This is a genomic window from Haloplanus sp. C73 (genome assembly GCF_051195115.1).
Lineage (GTDB): Archaea > Halobacteriota > Halobacteria > Halobacteriales > Haloferacaceae > Haloplanus.
Genome location: NZ_JBNTJZ010000001.1, coordinates 715041 through 739067, shown reverse-complemented (window position 1 = coordinate 739067; position 24027 = coordinate 715041). Strand labels below are relative to the sequence as shown.

Annotated in this window: 27 protein-coding genes and 1 tRNA gene; 18 read left to right on the top strand and 10 right to left on the bottom strand. The window is 67.4% G+C overall.

Features of this window, described 5'->3' with window-relative positions; translation table 11 throughout:
* The first annotated feature begins 3 nt into the window (after positions 1–3).
* A complete protein-coding gene (locus ACQUSQ_RS03985; RefSeq protein ID WP_435067204.1) occupies positions 4–441 on the top strand; it encodes a MaoC/PaaZ C-terminal domain-containing protein in 438 nt (145 codons plus the stop codon).
* Here the strand turns inward: ACQUSQ_RS03985 and ACQUSQ_RS03980 are convergent, their stop codons facing one another.
* Entirely contained in the window at positions 442–1209 is a 768-nt protein-coding gene (locus tag ACQUSQ_RS03980) for an RNA methyltransferase (RefSeq protein ID WP_435067203.1), read from the bottom strand.
* Positions 1206–1772: a hypothetical protein gene (locus ACQUSQ_RS03975; protein ID WP_435067202.1), complete on the bottom strand. Its 567-nt coding sequence runs from the start codon at positions 1770–1772 to the stop codon at positions 1206–1208. The genes ACQUSQ_RS03980 and ACQUSQ_RS03975 overlap by 4 nt, the downstream gene beginning before the upstream one ends.
* A gap of 104 nt (positions 1773–1876) precedes the next feature.
* On the opposite strand from ACQUSQ_RS03975, the gene folP reads away from it, so the two are divergent.
* The 4 genes from folP to ACQUSQ_RS03955 all read left to right on the top strand — a co-directional run bounded on the left by folP (position 1877) and on the right by ACQUSQ_RS03955 (position 5308).
* Positions 1877–3016, top strand: coding sequence for a dihydropteroate synthase (folP, locus tag ACQUSQ_RS03970; protein WP_435067201.1), 1140 nt, complete (start codon positions 1877–1879; stop codon positions 3014–3016).
* A 111-nt stretch (positions 3017–3127) separates the two neighbouring features.
* Complete coding sequence (locus ACQUSQ_RS03965) at positions 3128–3811, top strand: 6-hydroxymethylpterin diphosphokinase MptE-like protein (RefSeq protein WP_435067200.1); 684 nt, start codon at positions 3128–3130, stop codon at positions 3809–3811.
* 52 nt (positions 3812–3863) lie between these two features.
* Positions 3864–4796: an RsmB/NOP family class I SAM-dependent RNA methyltransferase gene (locus ACQUSQ_RS03960; protein ID WP_435067199.1), complete on the top strand. Its 933-nt coding sequence runs from the start codon at positions 3864–3866 to the stop codon at positions 4794–4796.
* A complete protein-coding gene (locus tag ACQUSQ_RS03955; RefSeq protein WP_435067197.1) occupies positions 4793–5308 on the top strand; it encodes a DUF7122 family protein in 516 nt (171 codons plus the stop codon). The genes ACQUSQ_RS03960 and ACQUSQ_RS03955 overlap by 4 nt, the downstream gene beginning before the upstream one ends.
* A gap of 76 nt (positions 5309–5384) precedes the next feature.
* Here the strand turns inward: ACQUSQ_RS03955 and ACQUSQ_RS03950 are convergent, their stop codons facing one another.
* Complete coding sequence (locus tag ACQUSQ_RS03950; protein ID WP_435067196.1) at positions 5385–5588, bottom strand: DUF7557 family protein; 204 nt, start codon at positions 5586–5588, stop codon at positions 5385–5387.
* A gap of 113 nt (positions 5589–5701) precedes the next feature.
* Between ACQUSQ_RS03950 and ACQUSQ_RS03945 the strand changes: the two genes are divergently transcribed.
* From ACQUSQ_RS03945 to ACQUSQ_RS03920, 6 genes are all read left to right on the top strand, one after another.
* On the top strand, positions 5702–5995 hold the full coding sequence (locus ACQUSQ_RS03945) for a DUF433 domain-containing protein (protein WP_435067195.1): 294 nt from the start codon (positions 5702–5704) through the stop codon (positions 5993–5995).
* A gap of 26 nt (positions 5996–6021) precedes the next feature.
* Positions 6022–6342: a DUF5615 family PIN-like protein gene (locus ACQUSQ_RS03940; RefSeq protein WP_435067194.1), complete on the top strand. Its 321-nt coding sequence runs from the start codon at positions 6022–6024 to the stop codon at positions 6340–6342.
* 72 nt (positions 6343–6414) lie between these two features.
* A complete protein-coding gene (locus tag ACQUSQ_RS03935) occupies positions 6415–7254 on the top strand; it encodes an NOP5/NOP56 family protein (RefSeq protein ID WP_435067193.1) in 840 nt (279 codons plus the stop codon).
* A complete protein-coding gene (locus ACQUSQ_RS03930; protein ID WP_435067192.1) occupies positions 7251–7889 on the top strand; it encodes a fibrillarin-like rRNA/tRNA 2'-O-methyltransferase in 639 nt (212 codons plus the stop codon). Before ACQUSQ_RS03935 ends, ACQUSQ_RS03930 begins: the two co-directional genes overlap by 4 nt.
* Before the next feature lie 45 nt (positions 7890–7934).
* Positions 7935–8603: a thiaminase II gene (gene tenA, locus ACQUSQ_RS03925; RefSeq protein WP_435067191.1), complete on the top strand. Its 669-nt coding sequence runs from the start codon at positions 7935–7937 to the stop codon at positions 8601–8603.
* Positions 8588–8878: a hypothetical protein gene (locus ACQUSQ_RS03920; RefSeq protein WP_435067190.1), complete on the top strand. Its 291-nt coding sequence runs from the start codon at positions 8588–8590 to the stop codon at positions 8876–8878. Before tenA ends, ACQUSQ_RS03920 begins: the two co-directional genes overlap by 16 nt.
* Positions 8879–9001: 123 nt before the next feature.
* On the opposite strand, the gene ACQUSQ_RS03915 is transcribed toward ACQUSQ_RS03920, so the two are convergent.
* Positions 9002–9301 carry a PadR family transcriptional regulator gene (locus ACQUSQ_RS03915; protein ID WP_435067189.1) on the bottom strand — a complete coding sequence of 100 codons (300 nt, stop codon included), beginning with the start codon at positions 9299–9301 and terminating at the stop codon, positions 9002–9004.
* Positions 9302–9739: 438 nt separating this feature from the next.
* Here ACQUSQ_RS03915 and ACQUSQ_RS03910 point away from each other — a divergent pair, with 438 nt between their 5' ends.
* The 3 genes from ACQUSQ_RS03910 to ACQUSQ_RS03900 are packed head-to-tail and all read left to right on the top strand — an operon-like array spanning position 9740 to position 11890.
* Positions 9740–10816, top strand: a complete 1077-nt coding sequence (locus ACQUSQ_RS03910; protein WP_435067188.1) for a glutamate--cysteine ligase — start codon at positions 9740–9742, stop codon at positions 10814–10816.
* A 48-nt stretch (positions 10817–10864) separates the two neighbouring features.
* Positions 10865–11356 carry a helix-turn-helix domain-containing protein gene (locus ACQUSQ_RS03905; RefSeq protein WP_435067187.1) on the top strand — a complete coding sequence of 164 codons (492 nt, stop codon included), beginning with the start codon at positions 10865–10867 and terminating at the stop codon, positions 11354–11356.
* 51 nt (positions 11357–11407) lie between these two features.
* Positions 11408–11890 (top strand): phosphopantetheine adenylyltransferase, encoded by a 483-nt coding sequence (locus ACQUSQ_RS03900; RefSeq protein ID WP_435067186.1) that lies wholly within the window; start codon positions 11408–11410, stop codon positions 11888–11890.
* Here the strand turns inward: ACQUSQ_RS03900 and ACQUSQ_RS03895 are convergent, their stop codons facing one another.
* On the bottom strand, positions 11891–12199 hold the full coding sequence (locus tag ACQUSQ_RS03895) for a transcription initiation factor IIB family protein (RefSeq protein ID WP_435067185.1): 309 nt from the start codon (positions 12197–12199) through the stop codon (positions 11891–11893).
* 111 nt (positions 12200–12310) lie between these two features.
* Here ACQUSQ_RS03895 and ACQUSQ_RS03890 point away from each other — a divergent pair.
* Positions 12311–12394: transfer RNA gene (locus ACQUSQ_RS03890), tRNA-Leu, on the top strand.
* Between the two features lie 357 nt (positions 12395–12751).
* On the opposite strand, the gene ACQUSQ_RS03885 is transcribed toward ACQUSQ_RS03890, so the two are convergent.
* Together ACQUSQ_RS03885 and ACQUSQ_RS03880 are read right to left on the bottom strand one after the other, a co-directional pair.
* On the bottom strand, positions 12752–13675 hold the full coding sequence (locus ACQUSQ_RS03885) for an LLM class oxidoreductase (protein WP_435067184.1): 924 nt from the start codon (positions 13673–13675) through the stop codon (positions 12752–12754).
* Positions 13676–13720: 45 nt separating this feature from the next.
* Entirely contained in the window at positions 13721–16729 is a 3009-nt protein-coding gene (locus ACQUSQ_RS03880; RefSeq protein ID WP_435067182.1) for a PAS domain S-box protein, read from the bottom strand.
* A gap of 93 nt (positions 16730–16822) precedes the next feature.
* Between ACQUSQ_RS03880 and ACQUSQ_RS03875 the strand changes: the two genes are divergently transcribed.
* On the top strand, positions 16823–17386 hold the full coding sequence (locus ACQUSQ_RS03875; protein WP_435067181.1) for a Mov34/MPN/PAD-1 family protein: 564 nt from the start codon (positions 16823–16825) through the stop codon (positions 17384–17386).
* Between the two features lie 3 nt (positions 17387–17389).
* Here the strand turns inward: ACQUSQ_RS03875 and ACQUSQ_RS03870 are convergent, their stop codons facing one another.
* Positions 17390–18277, bottom strand: coding sequence for a DUF502 domain-containing protein (locus ACQUSQ_RS03870; protein WP_435067179.1), 888 nt, complete (start codon positions 18275–18277; stop codon positions 17390–17392).
* A 162-nt stretch (positions 18278–18439) separates the two neighbouring features.
* On the opposite strand from ACQUSQ_RS03870, the gene ACQUSQ_RS03865 reads away from it, so the two are divergent.
* Positions 18440–20062: a long-chain fatty acid--CoA ligase gene (locus tag ACQUSQ_RS03865; protein ID WP_435067178.1), complete on the top strand. Its 1623-nt coding sequence runs from the start codon at positions 18440–18442 to the stop codon at positions 20060–20062.
* Here the strand turns inward: ACQUSQ_RS03865 and ACQUSQ_RS03860 are convergent, their stop codons facing one another.
* Positions 20063–21295 carry an iron-containing alcohol dehydrogenase gene (locus tag ACQUSQ_RS03860; protein WP_435067177.1) on the bottom strand — a complete coding sequence of 411 codons (1233 nt, stop codon included), beginning with the start codon at positions 21293–21295 and terminating at the stop codon, positions 20063–20065. It lies immediately after the preceding gene.
* Positions 21296–21394: 99 nt separating this feature from the next.
* Here ACQUSQ_RS03860 and ACQUSQ_RS03855 point away from each other — a divergent pair, with 99 nt between their 5' ends.
* On the top strand, positions 21395–22018 hold the full coding sequence (locus ACQUSQ_RS03855; RefSeq protein WP_435067176.1) for a ferredoxin--NADP reductase: 624 nt from the start codon (positions 21395–21397) through the stop codon (positions 22016–22018).
* Here ACQUSQ_RS03855 and ACQUSQ_RS03850 read toward each other — a convergent pair whose 3' ends face one another.
* Positions 22019–24025 (bottom strand): AMP-binding protein, encoded by a 2007-nt coding sequence (locus tag ACQUSQ_RS03850; RefSeq protein ID WP_435067175.1) that lies wholly within the window; start codon positions 24023–24025, stop codon positions 22019–22021.
* Positions 24026–24027: the final 2 nt, after the last annotated feature.

The window sequence follows — 24027 nt, the reverse complement described above, 5'->3', positions numbered from 1 at the left end:
CCGATGACCGTCTTCTTCGAGGACGTCGACCGCTGGGACGGCGAATCGCACGGCACCTACGAGGCGACCGAGGCGGAAATCGTCGAGTTCGCGGAGCGCTACGACCCGCAGTGGTTCCACACCGACCCCGAGCGAGCGGCAGAATCCATCCACGGCGACCTGATTGCGAGTGGCTGGCACACCGCCGCGATGTCGATGCGGCTGTTCGTCGACGGGTTTCTGGACGAGACGGCGGCGCTCGGTGCGAAGGGGCTCGACCGCCTGCGGTGGCCCGCGCCCGTCCACCCGGGCGACGAACTCACGGTTCACTCGACGATACGCGGCGTCGACGAATCGAGCGGGACCGACGAGTACGGCGTCGTCCGGTGGGGCGTCGAGACGACGGCCGGCGAGAAGACGGTGCTCGCACTCGTTGCGCTGGTGCTCGTCGCGCGGGCGTAGTCACCAGCGGTCGGGTTCGTCGTACTCCGACAGTAGCTCCGACCGGTGTTCGAGTTGCCCGGTCGCCCGGCGGAGGACGCCGAGCAGGGTGTGAATTTCGCGGTCCGTCGGGTGGGCGCGCCCCACGAGTCGGCGAATCAGCCGCCGCGTCTTGTCTCGCTTGATGGGCTTGTAGCCGCTCGCGTCGAGGAAGTCGCCGACGAAGTCGTGGAAGCGCTCGATGTCGGCCTCGGCGGCCCGTTCCTGCTCCACGTCCGGCAGTTGCGTCTCCTCGACGGTCAACTCGCGGAGTTCGTAGAGCATGATGGTCGCCGCCTGCCCCAGATTCAACACGGGGTAGTCGGCGCTCGCGGGGATGGAACACACCTCGTCCAGTCGAGCGAGTTCCTCGTTGTCGAGTCCGCGGCCCTCGCGCCCGAAGACGAGTGCCGTCGGCGCGTCGACGGTCCGCAGGCTGTCGGCGAGTTCCCGCGGCGTCTTGAACGGGAAGCGGACGTGTCGGCGGCTGTCCTCGCCCGTAATCGCCGTACAGCCGACGGTGTGGTAGTTCTCCACAACTTCGTCGAACGTGACCGTCTCGGCGTTCGGGAGGACGTCCTCGCGGGCGTGACCCGCGAAGCCGTAGGCCTCGCCGTCGGGGTCGAGTTCCGGCGGGTTCACGAGTTTCAGGTCCGTCATCCCGAAGTTCTTCATCGCGCGGGCGATGGTGCCGACGTTGCCCGGCGTCTTGGCGTCGACCACGACGACGACCGGTGGCTCCCGACTCATCGTGAGGGGTAGTCGGTGCCGAGGTCGACATCTTCGAGGTCGATGTCCTCGTCGGCGTCGTCGTCTCGGTCCTCTCGGAGGTCTATCTTGCGGCCGTCGAAGTCCTCGTTCAGGCGTCGGTGAACCTCCTCGGCTCCCGGCGGCGAGGGGAGGTCCGCGGGGTCGGTTTCGACGTGGTCGAGGCCGCCGTAGCCCTCGGGCGCGCGCCCGCCGTCCGCGAACCACGCGTGAAACTCGTCGCGGAACTCGGGGGTACCGCGGTGGGCCTTCCCGCCGGCCTCGCGATACCAGTAGAGGAAGTCGGCCTCGTGGTCGGTACACAGCAGGAGTTCGTCACCGGGTTCGCCGTAGACGATGGCCGCCTGCGCACAGCGCTCGATGTCGCTCTCGCCGTGTTCCAGATAGCAGGCGTCACACGGTTCCTCGACGAGGTAGGTGAGCCGAACCAGCCGCTCCCGTGGCTCCTCGGGTATCTCGTCGAGGGGCTTGAACTCGCCGTCGTCCGTGAACACCTCGGACTCCTCGAAGCGCCAGCCCCGGAGCCCGATGCTGACCTTTGCCATTGGCGCGAGGTAGCGCCCCGACCGATAAAAAGAGCGTGTTGTGTCCGTCCGCCGTTCCGCTGGCCACCGGTCCGCCTATGGTGGTCGGGTCCCGAAGGGCGTCCATGCGAAACGTGGACGCCGCAGGGCTCGGCATCGGCGACGACCACCCGCCGCGAATCATGGGGGTGCTGAACGTGAGCAAGGAGTCGCCCTACGAGCCCAGCGTGTTCGACGACGCGGGCGAGGCGGCCGCCTACGTCGACGAGGAACTCGTCGGCGAGGGAGCCGACATCGTCGACGTAGGACTGGAGTCGGCGAACAAGCGCTTCGACGTGCTCTCGGCCGAGCAGGAACTCGACCGCCTCGATACGGCCGTCGAAGCGATGCACTCCGTCTCCGGCGACGCCGTCTTCTCAATCGAGACGCGCTATCACGAAGTTGCCGAGGCGGCGCTCGACGCCGGCTTCGACATGGTCAACGACATCTGCGGGTTCGCCGACCCCGAGATGCCCCGGGTCTGTGCCGAGCGTGACGTGGCCGTCGTGAAGATGGCCAGCCCGCCGGACCTGACCCGCCCCGGCGCCATCGAACAGGTGGACGACATCTACGACGCACTCCAGCGCGAGGGCCTGACCGACAAGACAATCATCGACCCCGCGTTCGGCGGGTGGAGCGAGGAAAAGACCCTCGCCGACGACCGGGAGACGTTCCACCGGCTTCGGGAGTTTCGCGCCCTCGACCGCCCGATTCTCGTCTCCATCAACCGGAAGAACTTCCTCCGTGACCTCGCCGGGCGCTCGACGGAGGCAGCCTTGCCCGTGAGCCTCGCGGCCACCGCGATGGCCGTCGAACGCGGCGCGCACGTCGTCCGCACCCACGACGTGGCCGAGACGCGCGACGCCGCCCTCGTCGGCGACGCGTTCACGCGCGACCGGGTGCGACGCGCCGGCGACGTCTCCGTCGAAGAACTCGACGTGACGACCGTCGGCGAGATGCGCCGCCACCTCGACCGGGTCGACGGTGGAAGCGAGACGGCCCGGCGGGGCGTGGTTCGCGTGTTCGAGTTCGCCGACCTCTCGCCCATGGAACGGGAGACGCTCGCCGACGCCACGCGCGGGACGAACGCGACGCTCGCGGGGTCGGGTAGCCACCGCTTACTCGTCGGGACGCCCGCAGATTTGGAGCGAGTCGTCGACGCTACGTCGGCCGAATCGGATGCCCTCGACGCCGCCCTCGCGGCGGTCGAGGAGATTGTCGAGTAAGAGAAAGCTTATGCCAGACGATTCGAAACAGGGGACGTGGAAGCCGGGGCGACACTCGGGTAGGGGTACTTGGTGTCGTGCCGGCTATTGTGGTCTTATTCGGTGTCCCCGATGAACTACCAGACGTGGCGCCGCGTGTACGAGCAGATTCTGGCGGCGTTCGGCTACGACCCCGCGGCCGACGAACGGGCGCGTGACCGCCTCGCGACCCTCACCGACGCCTTCGACGAGTCCCGACTCGACGCGATTCGAGGGGCGACGGTGGCCGTCGCTGGCGCGGGGCCGTCGCTCACGACCGACCGCAACCGGCGTCTCGCGACGGAGGCGGACGTGGTAATCGCCGCCTCCGTCGCCGCCAAACGGCTTCGAGACGCCGGTATCGACGTCGACCTGATGGTGACGGACTTGGACAAATCGCCCGAAACGGCGCGCGAACTGACCCGGGAAGGCACCCCGGTCGCGGTTCACGCCCACGGCGACAACGTTCCCGCTATCGAGCGGTGGGTGCCGCGGTTCGACGGCGACCACGTCCTGCCGACGACCCAAACCGAACCCCGCGGCCCCGTCCGCAACTACGGTGGGTTCACCGACGGCGACCGGGCGGCCTTCCTCGCCGACGCCTTCGACGCCGCCGAACTCGTCTTTCCGGGGTGGGACTTCGACGACGCGAGCGTGAGCGAGACGAAACGGGAGAAACTGCGCTGGGCGGCGCGACTGCTCCACTGGCTGGAACGCCGTCGCGACGAGCGATTTCCCGTCCTCGACGGGCGTCGCGCCGATATCGAGCCGTTGTAGCCGTCGGCCGTCGGTCGAAACCCACTAACCGTCTGCCTGCGAAGCGCCGTCGATGACTCCGCTGGAGCGGTACGACTCGCTCGTCGACGACCCCGAGGCGTTCCGGCGGGCCTGCGAACGGCCCCTTCCCTCGGTCGTCCGCGTCAACACGATTAAGGCGACGACCGACCGGGTGGCCGACGCACTCGACACCGAAGGCGTCGACTACGAACCGACCGACTGGCACCCCGGCGTCTTCCGCCTCCCGAACGACTCGCCGGGGCGGAACTGGCCCCACGCCCACGGCTGGATTCACGGGCAAGAGGAGGTGTCGAACCTTCCGGCGCTCGTCCTCGACCCCCAGCCCGGCGACCGGGTGTGGGACGCCTGCGCCGCGCCGGGCAGCAAGACGACGCAACTCGCGGCGCTGATGGACGATTCGGGGCTGCTCGTCGGCAACGACAACAACCTCGGTCGGCTGTCGGCGCTCCGGCACAACGCCGAACGTCTCGGCGTGACGAACCTTGTCGTCACGAATCAGGACGCGCGCAACTTCTCGCTGAAACCATTGGGCGAACGCGCGACGGACGACGGCGGTATCGACGCCTTCGACCGCGTCCTCGTCGACGCCCCCTGTTCCTGCGAGGGGACGATTCGAAAGAACCCCGACGCCTTCGACACGTGGAGTCTGGACCACGTCCACAGCGTTGCCGGGGTCCAGAAGGGGATTCTTCGCCGAGCGATTCAGGCGACCCGCCCCGGCGGCACCGTCGTCTACTCCACCTGCACCTTCGCGCCCGAGGAGAACGAGGCGGTCCTCGACCACGTCCTCGACGCGGAGGACTGTCGTCTCGTCGACTTCGACGCGCCCCTCGATGGCGTGCCCGGTGTCACCGAGTGGCAAGACGAGACGTACGACCCGAGCGTCGAGAAGGCGCTTCGCATCTACCCCCATCACAACGACACGGGCGGCTTCTTCTGTGCGAAACTGGAGGTGGCAGAATGAGCGACACGAACGACGGCCAGCAGTTCGACCGCCTGCCCGCCACCGCCGACGACCGCGAGGTGTCGGGACGGGCGACCCGGGCCGAAGTCCTCGACTGGTGGGACGAGCGCTTCGGCATCCCGCCCGAGACGTTCGAGGGATACACGTTCTGGGAGAAAGGCGCGGGCAAGGTGTGGATTTTCGCCGCCGACCTCCCGTCTCCGACCGACGTCGAGGGACTGGGCATGACGTTCCTGCGGACGCGACAGGAACACTGGAAGCCGACGACGAACGCAGTCCAGCGGTTCGGCTCGCTGGCGACGCGCAACGTCATCGAACTCGATAGCGACGACGCGGCCGCGTTCCTCGCCGGCGACGACGTCGACCCCGAGTGGGACGGCGACTGGGGGTATCTCGTCGTCGCTCACGAGGTTGCGGGCGCCCTCGAACCCATCGGCGTCGGCCTGTACGTCCACGACGAGTTGCGGTCGGTGATTCCGAAGGGGCGGCGTGCCGAACTCACGCCGCGGTAGAACGCCGTCGCCGATTGGACGGGTCAGTTGGACTGCATCCGCAGATTCGTCACGGGAAGGTAGGAGTCGAGAAACGTCATCGCTCGTCCCAGTTCTCTCGGGACGTCCGCACCCGTTCTTTCGCCTCTTCGACCGCTTCGGTCGACCACGCACCGGCTTTAATCGGCTCCTCGTCCGATGCGATGCGCGTCAGGAACTCGTCCCACGTCTCGTCGTCGCGCTTCAGGTCGTCGAGCAGGTCCTTGGTCGACGAATCCACGGGTATCGACGTTCGGCTCATACGAATTCACTGTGAATTCAGCGGTAAGTAGTTTCGCCGCGACGGCCCGGCGTTCAACCCCACGCTTCGACTCACGGGGAACGCTTTTGCGCCAGCGGGTGGTAAAAACCGGCATGGCCGAACGGGAGACCCGCCGCATCGCTCGCGACCGTATGGACGAGCCTCACATTTCCGGGCACCGAGTGAGCGTCCGTCAGGTGTACGCGCTCGTCGAAGAGCGCGGCGTCAATCCCGAGACAGTCGCCGACCGGTACGACCTGGACGTGGCCGATATCTACCATGCGCTCGCGTACTATCACGACCACCCACGCGAGATGAGCCGGGTCGAAGCCGAACGCGACGAACTCTTCGAAGCGGTCCGGGATTCGATAGACCGGCCCGACGGTGTCGAACCGGACACCGCCTGAGATGTCCGAGTGGCGGTTTCTTCTCGATGAGAACGGTCGACCCAAAGGTGGCCACGTATCTCGACAAAGCGGGGCTGTTCGCCGTCCACGTTCGGGACACGGTCGGGCAGGGTGCTGACGACGAAGACGACGTCCTTCCCTACGCCCGCGAACACGACCTCGTCGTCGTCACGAGCGACGTGAAAGACTTCGGGCGGCTTCCGAGTGAGGCTCACACTGGCGTCGTTCTCCTTCACGACGACACGATGCCCGCCTATCGTGTCGCGTCCGCGCTCATCACGATGGTTGATACCTATCCGAGCCGAGACGATTTTGCCGGGCGTGAAGAACTCGATGCGTGGGTCTGAGCTGTATCAGTCGCGCCATCGCCTCCTCGCACACCGGGACGCATATACGATTTCGCGCGCAGTACTCCGAGTATGACCAACGACACAGCGGGCTGGTTCGAATCGGTCCCGCCCGACGACCCCGCCGCCGCCCGCGACGCCATCGCGGATGGCAGCGCGGACGCCCCCGACGACTGGCCCGCGAAGGCCGTCGACAGCGGGTTCGCAGCCGACGAGGCCGACTACTACGACAAACTGCACGAAGCCACCCTCGACGCGACTCGCGAGGCCGTCAGAGAGCGCGAACGCGCCGACGACCAGCAACTCGTTCACGCGGTGCGGAGCATGGACGACGCCGAGCGGACGGCGAACGAACTCGCCGAACGCGTCGCCGAGTGGGCAGGGGCACTGTTCGACGAGGCTGGCACGGGCGTCGACGGCGCCCGCGAGGTGGCCGCCCGCGACCCCACGACCGACGCCGAGCGCCGCGCCGTCTCGCTGGCTCAGCGGGTCGCCGACCTCGCCGACGAAGTCGAGGACTGTCGGGCGTTCGTCGAGCGGACGGCGCCGGCAGTCGCGCCCAACCTGAGTCGGATGGCCGGGCCGGTGCTCGCCGCGCGGCTCATCGCGCTCGCCGGCGGCCTCGACGCCCTCGCGAAGAAGCCGTCGGGGACGGTGCAGGTTCTCGGCGCCGAGGACGCCCTCTTCGCGCATCTCTCCGGACGCGCGCCGTCGCCGAAACACGGCGTCATCTACACGCACGACTACGTCCGCAACACCCGACCGGAGGACCGAGGGTCGGCGGCGCGGGCGCTGGCCGGGAAACTCACCATCGCGGCGCGTATCGACCACTACGCCGGCGACATCCGCCCCGACCTGCACGAGGAACTGGACGACCGAATCGCGACCATCCGCGCGAGGGCCGACTCGTGAGCCTGCCCGACGGCGTCGAGCGCCGGACCTTCGACGGGAGCGAGCGCCTCGCGACGCGCGGGGAGCCGGTGTACGGCGAGCCGACCGACGGCCCGTGGCGACTGTGGGACGCCGGCCGGTCGAAACTCGGAGCGATGCTCGAACTCGACATGGACGTGGGTCTCGACGGCGGCGAGTCCGTCCTCTATCTCGGCGCCGCCAGCGGAACGACGGTGAGCCATGTCGCCGACTTCGCCGGGCCGACCTACGCCGTGGAGTTCGCGCCCCGCCCGACCCGTGACCTCGTCGACGTGGCCGAAAATCGGGGAACCCTCTTTCCGCTCCTGAAAGACGCCCGCAAGCCGGAGACGTACGCCCACGTCGTCGAGTCGGGGCTCGACGCCATCGTACAGGACGTGGCGACCCGCGGGCAGGCACACGTCGCCGCCCGCAACCGGCAGTTCCTCCGCGACGACGGCCGCCTCCTCGCCGTCGTCAAGGCTCGGAGCGAGGACGTGACAGCCGACCCGGCCGACGTCTTCGAGGACGTTCTGTCGGACCTCCGCGATACCTACGAAGTGCTGGAGACGGCGCGGCTGGACCGCTACCACGACGACCACCTCGCCGTCGTCGCCACGCCGCGTACAACCGACTGATACAACGCGGGAAAGATTCTTGGCTGGGGCGCGGCCTGTCTCGGTATGGCCTTCGTCGACGACCTTCGACCGACTGCGAACGACCTGTGGGACGACATCGTCGCCCACCCGATGGTGTCGCAACTGGGAGCGGGGACGCTCGACACCGACCCCTTCGAGTACTGGGTGCGGCAGGACTACGTCTATCTCATCGACTACTCGCGCGTGTTCGCTCACGGCGCCGCGTCGGCACCGACGCTCGACCACATGGGGACGTTCGCCGAACTGCTACACGAGACGCTGAACACGGAGATGGACCTCCACCGGGCGTACGCGGCGGAGTTCGACATTAGCGAGCGTGACCTCGAAGAAACCGAGGCGTCGCCGACGACACAGGCCTACACCGACTTCCTCGTGCGGACGGCCGCCACGGGCACCTTCGGTGACCTCGTCGCCGCCCTGCTCCCCTGTATGTGGGGCTTCAACGAGACGGCGAAGCGTCTCGAAGCCGACGGACTACCGGACGACGAGCGCTACGCGGAGTGGATAGAGACCTACGCTGGCGAGGAGTTCTCGACGCTCACGGAGTGGTGTAAGGACCTGCTGAACGAGGTGGCCGCCGACGCGACGGCGTCGGACCGCGAGCGGTTCCGCGACCGGTTCGTCACGTCCGCGCGCTACGAGTACCGTTTCTGGGACGCCGCGTGGCGACAGGAAACATGGACGGTCGGCTGATGGACGACGACCTGCGTGAACTCCGGGACCGACTGGACGCGACGGAAGAACTCCCCGTCGAACCGTCGGCGAGCGTGCGACTCGGCGAGGCGGCGGCCATCGCGGCCGACACCGCCGACGCCGACCTGCCTCGGTCGGTCGTCGTCGAGCGGGTTCGAACGGTGACGACGCTGCTCGAAGACGTGGAGACGACGGGCAACGACCGGGCGGACGAACACGTCGCGGCGGCGAAGCGAGCGGCGGCGCGGATTGTGGACACGGACCAAGACGGCTGAGCGACGCGAGCGCACATCCGCAAGAAGTTGATAGTCACGGGGCGCCTAAAACGGATGCCGCGTCAGAGGCACCCCGCCGAACGGGATTCCCCCTATCCCGACACGCGGCGCTTTTGCTGACGGTCAGGCGAGCGTCGCTTCTTCGATGAGGTCCGAGACGTACTGATTCTCCCACTCCCGACGCGCTTCGAGTTCGCGCCGTCCCCGACGTGTCAGGGTGTAGTAATTGGTCCGGCGGTCGCGTTGACCCTTGTCAATCAGCCCCTTCTCGACTAGCGTGTCGAGGTTCGGGTACAGGCGCCCGTGGTGAATCTCGCTCTCGTAGTAGTTCTCGAGTTCCTCCTTGATTGCCAGCCCGTGGGGTTCGTCGAGGCCGGCGATGACGTACAGGAGGTCTCGCTGGAAGCCGGTCAAGTCGTGCATCGTTGCCCACAATTTGTATCTCGATGTTTATATGTTTGTCGCGAGAGAGTACGGGAGTGGCCGACGACCGAATCGGTGCCGAGTGGCGCCCAGACGGCGAAACATCGGCGCCGATTGCTCGGTACGTCGTGGTGGTGTAGGGACGTGTTCCGAAACGTCACGCTCCGTTGATACAGATTCGGATGCCGTCGGCGGGCTGTGACTGAACCGCGGTACGAGGTTGTCACTCGTTTTCGTCGCTCTCGCCGACGCGAGCGAAGGTGGGCGATGGGTTCCGGTCGCTTCCGAACTGCAGGCGATGGTCGGTGGTCACGGTACGCGTCACCGCTCACTTCGCGACCAGTCGCCGCCGCCGCACCGGACCTACCATTCTGTCGACATTCGGCTGACGGCGACGGTCCACGACTTATTTAGCCGCCGGTCCCAAACGGAGGTTCGATGGACCTCGGCTCCCGTGATGCGTTCGCGCGGATGGGTACACTCGGCATCGAAGAGGAGTTTTTCGTCGTCGACGAGGCGGGGCGACCGACCGCCGGCATCGACGACCTGATTTACGGGAGCGAGCCACCCGAACCGCTGGTCGGCCGCCTCGACCACGAACTCTTTCAGTTCACTATCGAGACGCAGACGCCGCTCATCGAGCGACGGGTGGACGCCGCCGACGAACTCGAACGGATTCGGTCGGCGCTTTGCGACCACGCGACGACCCACGGCTATCAGATAGCCGCCGCCGGCCTGCATCCGACGGCGAAGTGGCGGGAACTCGACCACGCCACCAAGCCCCGCTATCGCGCGCAACTCGACCGGATTCAGTATCCACAGCACCGGAACACGACCGCCGGCCTGCACGTCCACGTCGGCGTCGACGACGCGGACAAGGCGACGTGGGTCGCCAATCGCTTGCGGTGGTATCTCCCCGTCATCCTCGCGCTCTCGGCGAACTCTCCCTTTTGGAACGGCTTCGATACCGGTCTCGCGTCCGCCCGTGCGAAAGTGTTCGAGAACCTGCCGAACACGGGCATTCCGTCATCCTTCGAGGACTTCGACGCGTACCAGCGATTCGAGCGCCGCATGGTCGAGACGGGGTCGATAAACGACCGCGGCGAACTCTGGTACGACGTCCGCCCACACACCGGCCACGGCACCGTCGAAGTCCGAACGCCGGACGCCCAGCGCGACCCGGAGCGCGTTCTCGCCATCGCCGAGTACGTCCACGCACTCGTCGTCGATTTGGCCGAGCGGTACGAAGACGGCGAGTCCCCGCCCGAACTCCGGCGCGAACTCCTCGACGAGAACAAGTGGCGGGCGATGCGCTACGGCCACGACGCCGACTTCGTCACCCGGTCGGGCGAGGACACCGTCTCGCTCGGCACCGTCGTCGACCGCGAGTGCGACCGACTCGGCGTCGACGGCCTCCGTGACCTCTTCGAGGCGCCGAGCGGTGCCGAGACCCAGCGCCGAATCCACGAGGAAGACGGCAGCGACGCGCTCTGTGCGTCGCTCCTCCTCCAGTAGCCCGGAAAGCCTTTTGTCCGCCGAGTTCTGACCTATTGGGGAGAACATATGTCTGATACGAACGGGTCCGACGAGTTCGATGTCGACGACGAGGACGACGTGTCGGCGCGAGAGCGACTGGAGGCCGAGGCCGACCGAGCCGTCACGGAGTTCGACGACGGGGTCGTTGACTTGCTGGCGTGGGTGCTCGACACGGAGACGCGCGCCCGCATCTACGTCTACCTCAGGCAACATCCGGATTCGACGAGCGAGGAGGTGGCCGAAGGCACCGGGCTCTACCCGAGTACGGTCCGCGAGGCGCTGGCCCAGCTTCACGAGGAGGGGACCGTCGACCGGCACAAACGCGAGAGCGCGGGCGCCGGCAACAACCCCTACGCGTACGAGGCAATCGCGCCGAGTTCGCTCGTCCGGGGCGTCGTCGGGCAGGTCCAAGAGCAGTTGAACACCGTGTTCAATCTCGACCGACAGCTCCGGGATACTGACGACGAGGACCCCGAGACAGAGCCCGTTCGCATCACCGTCGAAGACGACGAGAACTGACGCTCTTCCCGAGCCGACCCGTTTAAGGCGCGCCGATTCGTGGCCACGGATATGCAGGTCGCGCTTGGTGGGACCTTCGACCCCGTTCACGACGGTCACCGAGCGCTGTTCGAACGGGCGTTCGAACTCGGCGACGTGACCGTCGGACTGACGAGTGACGACCTCGCCCCCGAGACGCGACACGAGCCTCGACAGGTCCGCTCGTTCGAGGACCGCCGGGCGGCTCTCGACGCCGAACTCGAACCCCTCGCGGCCGCCTACGGCCGCGACTACGAGATTCGACGCCTCGACGAGCCCACGGGCATCGCGACCGAACCGCAGTTCGACGCCATCGTCGTCTCGCCCGAGACGCTCGCTGGCGCCGAGCGCATTAACGAGATTCGCGAGAAGCGTGGCCTCGACCCCCTTCGCATCGAGATGGTCGACCACGTCCCCGCCGAAGATGGCGAGCGCATCTCCTCGACTCGGATTATCCGCGGCGAAATCGACCGCCACGGGAATCTCACACCGGAGCAGGCACCCGACACCGAGTGACTACCACTCCGGCGGTCGGAATCCCGACGCTTCGAGCAACGACTTCCAGTGGTTCTGAACGCTCAGTCGCGTCACGTCCATCGCCGACGCGACGGCACTCTGTGAGCGCTCGTCGCCGGCAATCAACGCCCCCGCATAGAGACTCGCCGCCGCGATGGCGGGTTTCGACCGCTCCTCGTCCGGCACGTTCGAGAGAAACAGGTCGACGGCGTTCGACCGCGCCTCGCTCCCGAGGTCGAGGCCATCCGCCGCCCGCGTCAGGCGACTCACCCACTCCTCGTTGTCGACCCGGTCACGCGCCCGATACATACGTGGGTCGACGCGCGCGACTCACTTAAACTACCGCCGGTCGAAACTCCGCGACATAGTAAGGTTATAAAGTCACACCCGCCAACTCAGCGTGTCGGCACAGTCCGACGAGCGCGGGTAGCCAAGCCAGGAAAAGGCGCAGCGCTTAGGACGCTGTCTCGTAGGAGTCCGCCGGTTCAAATCCGGTCCCGCGCATACCGACTCGAACGAACGCGAGAATCGTGTTTGCGCCCACGGATTCTGAACCCTAGAAGACGAGCGAAGCGAGTCCTCGTCTGGTTCAAATCCGGTTCCGCGCATGGCGAGGTGCGAACGAAGTGAGCACCTCGGAAGCGCGAACGGCGAGCGGAGCGAGCCGTGAGTGCGAAAGCGGCGAACGAGCAGGAGATTCAAATCCGCCCCCGCGACCCCGATTCTACCCCTCCCTATCGGCGGCCCCATCTCCCCGAACAACTCGGCCGCGTCCGCCGCCAACTCGTCGTCGGTCGGGCCGTCGCTATCGCTCATGTCGCCCGTGGCGTCCGACCGACGTCTCCCCCCGCTCGCCGGCGATTACAGTTCTCCCATCACGTCCTCGGCGAACGTCGTCATCGCCGCCTCGTGGTCGTCGCCTTGGAGGCTGACGATGACGTGGTCGAGGCCGTAGTCTTCGAGGCGCCGGAAGTAGTCCCGGAACCACTCGACGCCGGCCCGGTAGCCGAGATGGAGCGGTTCGGGGTCGGCCGTCGGGTCGTCCGCGAGGGCGACGCGGACGGCGATGACGAACGGCTTGTCGCCGGCGAGTCGTCGCCACCGGTCGAGATACGTCTGGAGCGTGTCCTCGGGCAGGTGATAGAACAGCCAGCCGTCGCCGTGGTCGGCAATCCAGTCCACGGACTGGCGGGCGTGGCCGGTCGGCAAGAGGGGTAGCGTCTCCGTCGTCGGCTTCGGAAGCACGTCCAACTGGCCGTCGAGTTCACCCCACGACCCGTCGAGCGTCGGATACTCCTCGCGCCAGAGGGTGCGAATCGCGGCCACGCTCTCGCGGAACAACTCGTCACGCTCGTCGGGGTCGACGCCGAACGCGGGGTACTCCGGGTCGCGGTCACCGGAGGCGACGCCGAGGACGAGACGGCCGTCCGAGAGTCGGTCGACGCTCGCCGCCGACTTCGCGACGTGAATCGGATGCCGAAGGGTGAGGACGACACTCGACGTCCCGAGTGCGATGTCCTCCGTCCGGGCGGCCAGATACGAGAGCAGCGGCCACGTGTCGAACGCGCCGCCGGCGTCGCCGAAACTCGGCCAGTAGGTCGGCACGTCCCGAACCCAGAGCCCGTCGAACCCTACCGATTCGGCGTGTTGGGCCAGCTGTATCTCGTCTTCGATGACCGGTGTCCCCTCGCGCTCGCCCGTGAGCGGGACCCCGATGCCGAAGGAGAGTCCCGACCCGTCGAACAGTCGCCGATAGCCGTCGGTTTCGTGGCCGGCGTCAGTCATCGCCGGCCCTTCTCGGTCGAGACGTAACTGCACTCGGGTCGACCGCTACGCGTCGGCCCACTCGACGCCCGTAATTTCGAACCGGGCGCCGCCGGCGTCGCTCTCGGTGACCCGAACCGTCCAGCCGTGGGCGTCGGCCACCTGCTTGACGATGCTCAGGCCGAAGCCCGTCCCCTCGGCGTCCGTCGTGTGGCCGACGTCGAACACCGCTTCTCGGTCGCCCGCGGCGATGCCCGGCCCGTCGTCCTCGACGTAGAACCCGTCGTCGAGTTCGCCGACCGTTATCGTGACGCTCTCGCCACCGTGCTCGACAGCGTCATCGGACCCAGTCCGATTGCCTGTCGGGCCGTGCTCGACGGCGTCATCAGAGGTAGTCCGATTGTCTGTCGAGCCATGCTCGACAGCGTTCCGGAGGAGGTTCTCGAAGAGTTGGCGCAGCCGACAGCGGTCGGCGCGCAGGGTGCGGCTCACGTCGACGTTGAGCGTGGCGCCGTCGGTGAGCACGCTCTGCCAGCAGGCGTCGACGAGCGGTGCGAGCGCGACCGGTTCGATGTCGTCGACCCCCTTGCCCTCCTGTGCGAGCGTCAGGAGGTCGTCGATGAGCAGGTTCATCCGGTCGTGTGCGCGCGCCACCTCGTCGAGGTGGTCGCTGTCACACGTCTCCCGCGCGAGGTCCAGATGCCCTGCCGCCACGTTGAGCGGATTTCGAAGGTCGTGGCTGACGATGGACGCGAACTCTTCGAGGCGTCGCTCGCGCTGCTTGCGGTTCGAGACGTCGCGGGCGACGCTCAGGATGGCCGTCTCACCGCGATACGTGACGAGACTGGAACTGATTTCGACGGGGATGTGCTCGCCGTCTTTGGTCTCGTGGACCGTCTCGAACATCTGCACCCCGTCTTCGGGCATGGACTCGATGAGTCTGGTCACCTCGTCGTCTTCCAGCCCCACGTCGATGTCGTGGGGCTGCATCGACAGCAACTCCGCGCGGTCGTAGCCGGTCGTCTCCACGGCGGCGTCGTTGACGGCGAGAAACTCCGCGTCCGTGCCGATGACCCACGCACTGTCGTTCATCCCGTTGATGAGTTCCTCGTACTCCGCCCGTGCCTGTTCGAGTTCGCGCTCTCGCTCTATCCGCTCGGTGATGTCTTGGACGGCGCCGCGGAGCGCAACGACCTCGCCGTTCTCGACCGTCGGGTCACCCTTGATTCGGAGCCACCGCGTCTCGCCGTCCGGCCGTTCGAACCGCGCGTCGATGTCGAACCCTGTCCCCGTGTCGAGGGCGTCCTCGATGGCGGCTTCGACCAGCGGTCGGTCCGCCTCGTGGTAGTATTCGAGTGCGCCGTCGAGCGGCGGTTCCTCCGCCGCGTCGATACCGAGGAGGTCGAAGAGGTTGTCGGTCCAGAACACGTCCATCGTCTCCGGGTCTATCGCCCAGCCACCCACGTCGGCAATCTCCTCGGTCCGAACGAGCAGGTCCCGCGCCTGCTCTAACTCGCGGCGGTACGCGCGGCGCTCGGTGACGTCTCGGACGGAGACGAGCAGCGACACGACGTCGCCGTCGTCGTTCGTGACGGGTCTGATGACGCCCTCGACGGTGTACGGCTCGTCCGTCGGCTGGCTGAGGTCCATCTCGAACGCCATGTATTCGCCGCTCGCGGCGCGGTCGACCCACTCCCTGAGGTCGGCCGCGTGAGCCGACGAGTCGTCGAACCACGGTGTCTCCCAGAGCGGGAGTCCCTGCACCGCGTCGGCCGTCGTCTCGACGTACGCCATCGCCGTCTCGTTGGCGTCTACGAGCGTGCCGTCCGTACCGAGGTGACAGACCAAGATGTTCGGGTCGTTGAACACCGCCCGGTACCGTCGCTCCTTCTCGCGGAGTTCCCGCTCCCGTCGCTTGTGCTCGGTGATGTCGCGCGAGATGCCGAGCGCGTGTCGCGGCTCCGACTCCGTCGCCGGTTTGGTGTGGGCATAGGCCTGTATCCAGCGCACCTCGCCAGTCTCGGGGTTGGTTCGGTACTCGAGTTCGCCCTGCTCTCGCTTCCCGTCGATGAGTTCGCGGTGGAACTCGCGAAACGCCGCCCGGTCGTCGGGGTGGACGGCGTGCTCGCAGTGGTCCTGCCACGTCGGCGCTTCCGCTGGCGTCAGGCTGAAAAACCGCTCGTAGGTGCCGTGTCGAACCACCGTCCCGGTGTCGAGGTCGATGTCGAAGATGACGGCGTCGGTTCGTTCGAGTGCGAACTCCACGCGCTCGTACGCCCGTTCGAGGTCGCGCTCGCGCTGTTCGCGCTCGGTCACGTCGACGGCGATGCCCAACACCGCGCGCTCGCCCGTGTCCGCGAGGTTGTAGGGTAGCAATCGCGGCTCCAAGATGTGTTTGTCGCCGTTCTCGGCCGCTATCTCCACCTGCCGCACGTGTCTCGCCTCACCGGTTTCGAGGACGTCGTCGAGATGGACCTTGAACTGGGCGGCCTGCGCCTCGGGGAGAATGTCCGAGACGTGACTTCCCTCGATGTCGTCGACCGTCGTCCCGTGAAACGCCGCGAGCGCCTCGTTCGCGACCCGGTAGACGCCGTTCTCGTCGACGACGTGCAGGAGGTGCGGGAGGGCGTCGATGACCTCGCGAAGCCGTCGCTCGCTCCGCTCGACCACCTGCCGCGAGCGGTGATGTTCGACGGCGTTGGTGATGCGGTTCGCCAGCACTGCGTACTGGTCGGTGCCGCGCTCTTTCTGGAGGTAGTCGGTCACGCCCGCGGAGACGGCCTCGCTTGCAACCTCCTCGCTTCCCTTGCCCGTATAGAGAATAAAGGGCAAGTCGGGCGCGCTCGCTCGGACGGTTTCGAGAAATTCGATGCCGTTCTGGCCGGGAAGGTCGTAGTCGGAGACCACGCAGTCGATATCGGACTCGTCGAGTATCTGGTGGCCAGCATCGACGGTGGTCGCCGTCTCGACATCGAATCGCTCGTTCGTCCGTTCCAGAAAGACCGCCGCCAACTCGGCGAAGTCGGGGTCGTCGTCGACGTGGAGAATGCGAATCGTGTCGGTTGTCGGGCTCATCGTGTTGCTCCTCCACCCTTGGCGCGTCTGAGGGATAAGGTCCCTGATACATCGTGCCGGAATCCTTAGGAGGAGCCGCCGCCACGGTCCCATATGCGTCTGTTTCGGTCGAGCGACCTCCTCGGCATCGCCCGGGAGACGCTGGATTTCGTCCGCGAAGCCAGCGAAGAAACCCACCCCGACGAGTACATGGGCTTTCTCCGGGCCGAGGACGCCAGCAAACTCGGACTCGACCGCCGCGGGCAGGTCATCACCGACGTCCTCGTCATCCCCGGCACGACGTCGAACCCCGTCAGCGCGACGGTGCGCTCCGAGATGAAACCCAACGACGTGCAGTCGGTCGGCTCGGTCCACTCCCATCCCAACGGCGTCCTTCGCCCGAGCGACGCCGACCTCGCCACCTTCGGTCAGGGCGACGTCCACATCATCGTCGGCGCGCCCTACGGTCCCGACGACTGGCGGGCCTTCGACAGTCAGGGCAAGGCGACGACGCTCGACGTCCTCGACGTAGAGCTTCCAGAAGAGCGGTTTTTCGACTTCACGCAGGACGACATCGACGCCGAACTGATGGCCGAGGGCCGCTACGAGGGACTTCCCGTCGACGAGCGCGACGACGAATCCGACGGCGACAAGGGCCTGTTCTCGTGGCTTCGGTGAGGATTAATCCTCGCGGCGTTGCTCGCTCTCGTTCTCGCTCTCGAACTCCGCTTCCATCTCCTGTGCGCGCTCGCGAGCCGCGGCCATCGTCTCTTTCGCCTTCTCCTCCAGTTCCGACGACGCGTCGGCGGCGTACGCCTCCAGTTCGTCGATACTCACCACGTCTGCAGTGTCGAGACGCCGCTCGAACCGTTCGAGCATCCCCTCGGTGAGTTCCGCCTCGGAGCGTTTGCCGGTGGCGACGCCGCTGGTCACGATGGACTGGATGCCCTCCTCGACGGTCAGGTCGACGTCGTAGACTTGGTCCTCGGAGACGTGGAGGACGTACCCGCCCATCACCGGATTGGGGGCCATGGGGAGAAAGAGCGTCATCATGTCGTCTTCGCCGACGCTCTCGCTCACCACGTCGGGCGTCTCGGCGGTCAGGAAGGCAAAGGAGTACGAGCCGCGTTCGGGGAACTCGACCAGTTTCACCTCCTGAAAGCTGTCGGTGTCGCTGTCGAGGAGGAGGCCGCTCATCTCGTCGATACTCTGATACAGCGACCCGACGCCGGGGATGCGCGAGACGAGCGTATCGAAGAGCGCACCGAACCCCGAGCGGTTCGGTCGGCGCTCGGTGACGACGCCGATACAGAAGATGGTGGCGAGCAGCGACAGGACAGTGATGAGTTTCACGGCTCCCTCCGAGGCGGGGTCCAGCCCCGTCACCGACGTGACCAGCCCGACGACCGGGTCGAGTTGCTGGGAGACGAAGTTGACGACGGCGCCGAGGACGACGAGCGTAACGATGAGCGGCAGGGTCACCGCCGCGCCGGTGACGAAGGCCTGCCGGGCGAATCCGCGGGGGCCGTCGTACTCCTCGAACGCACCTCGCTCGCTTGGACGGTCCATATCGGTCTCTCGGCGGCGGCGCGGAAAACTCTCCGGGCCACGGCGCACACGTGTCGCCCGTATCTCGCCCGCCCATGGACGACGCACTCGACGTCGTCGACTTCGCGCTCGCCGAACTCGCGGTCGGGAGACCTTTACCGGCGCCACTCGGTACGGTATCGTATGCCGGGATACGCCCAGACGCTCCGCCCGTTTCTGTCGCGGACCGCCCGTCTGTATCCGGACCGCGAACTCGTCGCCCGACGGGCCGACGAAACCGTCCGCTACACGTACGCCGCCTACGCCGAGCGCGTCGGCCGACTGGCCGCCGCCCTGCGCGCCGCGGGCGTCGAGCGCGGCGACCGGGTGGCGACGCTCTGCTGGAATCACGACCGCCACGCCGAGGCGTACTTCGCCGTGCCGAACCTCGGCGCGCAGTTACACACCATCAACCCCCTGCTCCCGGCCGCGGACATCCAGCACATCGTCGCGGAGGCGAGCGACCGCCTCCTGTTCGTCGACGCGTCGCTCGCCGACGCCCTGCGCGAGGCCTACGACCCCGAGGCGTTCGCGAGCGTCGAGCAGACCGTCGTCGTCGGCGACGGCGCCGACCTCCCGCTCGAATCGACCGGCATCGACGACTTTCTCGCCGGCCACGACGCCGCTGTCGACTACCCGGACCTCGACGGCGACGCCCCGGCCGGCCTGTGTTACTCCTCGGGGACGACGGGCGACCCGAAGGGCGTCGCCTACACCCAGCAGATGCTCTGGAGTCACACGATGGCGATTTTGACGCCCATGGGCCTCGACATCGCCGACGCCGACGTGGTGATGCCCGTCGTCCCGATGTTTCACATCAACGCGTGGGGCCTGCCCTACGCCGCGACGGCGGCGGGGGCGAAACAGGTCTATCCCGGCCCCTCGCCCGACCCCGCCGACCTCGTGACGCTCATCGAGCGGGAGGGGGTCACGCTCTCGGCGGGCGTCCCCACCGTGTGGCTGGGCGTCCTCGACTATCTCCAGACCCACGACGCCGACCTCTCGACGCTGGAGCGCATCATCGTCGGCGGCGCCGCGCCCCCCGAGCGCCTGATTCGCGCCTACGACGACTTGGGCGTCGAGGTGGTCCACGGCTGGGGCATGACCGAGACGGCGCCGGTGGGGGCCGTCTCCCACCTCAAGCCCGACCTTCGCGACGCCGACAAGGAGACGCAGGTGGACAAGCACACGAAACAGGGACTGATTCTCCCCGGGCTGGAGTTCCGAGTCGTCGACGACGACGGTGAGTCGGTCCCGCAGGACGGCGAGTCGATGGGCGAACTCCTGATTCGGGGGCCGTGGGTCACGACTGAGTACTACGGGCGGGCCGATGACGACGCCTTCGAGGGGTCGTGGCTCCGCACGGGCGACGTGGTGACCGTCGACGCCGACGGCTACATCGAACTCGTCGACCGCGCGGCCGACATCATCAACTCCGGGGGCGAGTGGATATCCTCGCAGGCGCTCGAAACCGCGCTCATGGACCACGCGGCGGTGAGCGAGGCGGCCGTCGTCGGCGTCCCACACGAACGCTGGGGGGAACGCCCCGTCGCCTTCCTCGTCACCGACGCGGACGACCGCTCGGCACTGCTCGACGCGCTCCGCGCAAGCCTCCGGGACCGCTACCCCGACTGGTGGGTGCCGGACCGCTTCGAGTTCGTCGACTCCCTGCCCAAGACGGCGACGGGGAAATTCGACAAGGTGGGGCTTCGGGGGCGCTACGACCGGACGCTCGACGGGAGCGTCGACGCCGACCCGCCGGCATAATCAGGAGCGACGCGGACTGTCCGGCGCCAGCGCGTCGTCGTAGATGGTGGTGTAGAGGGCGACGAGTTCCTCCCGCGTGGGCTTTCGCGGATTGTTCTCGGGCGACCCGGAGTCGATGGCGTCCTGAACCATATCGTCGACGACGTCGAGGTAGTCCTCGCGAGCGGGCACCTCGCCGAACTCGTCGAGATAGCCGGTCAGGTCGACGTCTTCACACAGGCGAAGGATACCCTCGGCGGCGGCGTCGGCGGCCTCGCGGGTCGGCGTGCGGGCGTCGGCGACGCCGAGGATGCGCGCGATTTCCGCGTACTTCTCCGGCGCGGCCGCCGACGAGAACTCGACGACGTAGGGGAGGATGAGACCGTTTGCGAGGCCGTGGGGGACGTGCAGTTGGGCGCCGAGCGGTCGCGCGAGGCCGTGAACGAGCGCGACGGAGGCGTTGGTGAAGGCCTGTCCGGCCTGTAACTGCCCGACCAGCACGTCGGCGCGGGCGTCGAGGTTGTCGCCGTTGGCCCACGCGACGGGGAGCGAGCGGACGATGCGCTCCATCGCCTCCTCGGCGTAGCCGTCGGGGACGCTGTAGGACTCGGTCGAGACGTACGCCTCGATGGCGTGAGTGAGGGCGTCGATGCCCGTGAAGGCGGTGTGGCTCTTGGGGAGCGAGACGGTGAGTTCGGGGTCCTCGATGGCCACGTCGGGCACGACGTTCGCGGAGACGATGAGGAACTTCGTGGCCGTGGACTCGTCGCTGACGACGACGGAGCGCGTCGCCTCGCTGCCCGTCCCCGCCGTCGTGTTGACGGCGACGAGCGGCGGCGTGGGGTTGGGGACGCCCTCGTAGCCCGCGCGGTCGACGCCGAAATCGCGGATATCCCCGTCGTTGGCGGCGAGGATGCCGACGCCTTTGCCGGTGTCGATAGAGGAGCCACCGCCGAGCGTGACTATCAGGTCGCAGTCGTTGTCCGCGTACAGGGCGTGTGCGCGCTCGATGTTCTCGACGGTCGGGTCGGGGCGGACGTCGGTGTAGACGACGCTGTCGACGCCCGCGGCGTCGAGTCGGTCGACGACCGTGTCGCCGTGGAACTCGAAAATCTGCTCCGTCGCGACGACGAGGGCCGTCTCTCCGTAGCGGGCGGCGTGCGCACCGACCGACTCCACCGCGCCGGCGCCGAGTTCGATTCGTCCCGGCGAGACGACGGTGCGCGTCTCCCGCGAAAGTACGGTGTCGTGCATACCACACGAAGATTGCACGTCGCCGTCTTATAGGTTGGCCGCGCCCCGTCCCGCCGCCGTCCTCGAAGGTTTATCCCCCGGCGCGCCCGAGGGCGTGGTATGACACAGGCCACCGTTGCGGCTATCGAGGAAGTCGGCACGCGAACGGTCGCGCTCGAACTCGAAACGCCCGAGGGGTTCGACGCCGACCCCGGGCAGTTCTTGCTCGTCCGCGCCACCGTCGACGGCGTCGAGGAGACGGGCTACTACACCCTCTCCTCGCCCGACACCGAGGGGACGCTGGAGATTACCGTCGAGTACGTCCCCGAGGGAACGCTCGCACCGTGGCTCGCGGAGCGCACGCCGGGCGACACGCTGGAGATAGAGGGTCCCTTCGGCGACGTCCAGTACACGGGTGACGGTGACGCCGTCGTCGTCGCCGAGGGGCCGGGCATCGGGCCGGCAGTCGGCATCGCCGAACGTGCCCGCCGCGCCGACCACGACGCCACCATCGTCTTCTGGGGCGAGGAGCCACCACACCGTGACCGCCTCGACGCCCTCGAAGCCGACGGCGCGACGGTCCTCCTCGTCGAGTCGCTGGACGAGGCCGCAGACACCCTCGCCGACGCCGGGGACGCCACCGTCTACGTCTTCGGCTTCGAATCGTTCGTCCGCGACGCCAAGACGGTTGCCGAGGCCGTCGGCGTCGACGACTTGCAGGCAGAGAGCTTCGGCCCGCGCTGACTACCGCGCGTCCGCGATATCGTCCAAGACGTCGGGGTTCTCGATGCTGTCCATATCGCCCAGTTCTTCGCCCCGATAGACGGCCTCGATGGCGCGGCGGACGATTTTCCCGCTCTGGGTCTTAGGGAAGGCGTCGACGAAACGCACCTCGCGCGGGCGGAAGGGTTTGCCGAGTTCCGTCCCGACCGTATCCCGAATCGCCGCGCGCAGGTCGTCGCTCTCCGTCGCGTCGGCTTCGGGGACGACATAGAGGACGACGGCGGTGCCCGTCGTGTCGTCGGGCACGCCGACGGCGGCGGCCTGATTCACCGCCGGGTGTTCCATCGCGGCGCCCTCGACTTCCGCGGGACCCACCTTCCGCCCGGCGACGTTGAGGGCGTCGTCCGCGCGCCCGTGGAGGAACCAGAAGCCGTCGTCGTCTTTCTGCGCCCAGTCCCCGTGGTCCCAGAGGCCGTCCCACGAACTCCAGTACTCCTCGAGATAGCGCTCGTCGCCGCTCCAGAGCGACTTGGTCATGCTCGGACAGGAGTCACGCGCGACGAGAAAGCCCCGTTCGTGGGCGTCGGCGACGGACTCGCCCTCGTGGTTCACGATGTCGATGTCCATGCCCAGCCCCGGCCCGCCGAGCGTGCAGGGTTTGAGCGGCGTTATCGGCATCGGCATGAGGAAACAGCCCATGATTTCGGTGCCGCCGGAGATGTTGATAATCGGCGTGTCGCCGCCGCCGACTTCCTCGTGGAACCAGAGCCACGACTCGGGGTCCCACGGTTCGCCCGTCGACCCCAAGAGGCGAAGGCTGGAGAGGTCGTGGCCCTCAATCCACTCGTCGCCGCGCTTGCGGAGCGCGCGAATCGCGGTTGGCGAGATGCCGAACTGCGTGATGCCGTGGTCGTCTATCATCTGCCAGAAGCGGTCCGGTTCGGGGTGGTCCGGCGCCCCCTCGTACATGACGACCGTGCCGCCGTGGGCGTGGGTGCCGAGGAGCGTCCACGGCCCCATCATCCAACCGATGTCGCTCACCCAGAAGAAGCGGTCCGAGGGCTTGAGGTCCATTCCGAAATACACCTCCTTGGCCGCCTGCATCAGCGCGCCGGCGTGGGTGTGGACGATGCCCTTCGGCGTCCCCGTCGTCCCCGAGGAGTAGAGGAGCATGGACTCCTGATTCGAGTCGAGGGATTTGGTGTCGTAGTCGGCGTCGGCCTCCCCGACCGTCGCCGCCCAGTGTTCGTCTCGGTCGTCGTCCCACGGGATTTCCCCGTCGCTCGCGAGGCCGAGGCGGTCGTAGACCACCGTGTGTTCGACGTGGCCCGCCTGTTCGATTGCGGCGTCGGCCGTCTCCTTCAGCGTCACCTGACTCCCGCGGCGATAGAAGCCGTCGCCCGTAAACAGCACCGAGCACTCGGCGTCGGCGATGCGGGTCGCGGTGGCGTCGACGCCGAACCCCGAGAAGACGGGGACGGCGATGGCGCCAACCTTGAAACAGCCGTAGAGAATCGAGACGACTTCCGGCACCATCGGCATGTACAACCCGACGGTGTCGCCCGCCCCCACACCGCGGGATTCGAGGTAGTTCGCCACCCGATTCGACTGCTTGGCGAGTTCGTGATACGTCAGTTCCCGCACCTCGCCGGGTTCGCCCTCCCAGATGCAGGCGACCGTGTTCCGGCGCTCGGAGTCGGGGGCCGCGTGGCGGTCGACCGCGTTGTGTGCGGCGTTGAGTTTCCCGCCGGGGTACCACTCCGTGAACTGCGGTCCTGCGGCGTCGTTCCGGACCGCGTCGTACCCCTCGTCGAACTCGATGCCGAGGTAGTCGACGAGTTCGTCCCAGAACCACGTGACGCCGGAGCGAGGCTCCTCCTCGACTTCCCCGGTGGTGCGCTCGATTAGTTCCTCGTAGTCGTCGATGTCGTAGGTCTGCATGAACTCCCAGACGTTCGTGGATTCGACGAACTCCCGAGAGGGGTGATAGACGACGTCGTCGGTCCGTCGCTCCCGTTCGCGGCTCATGC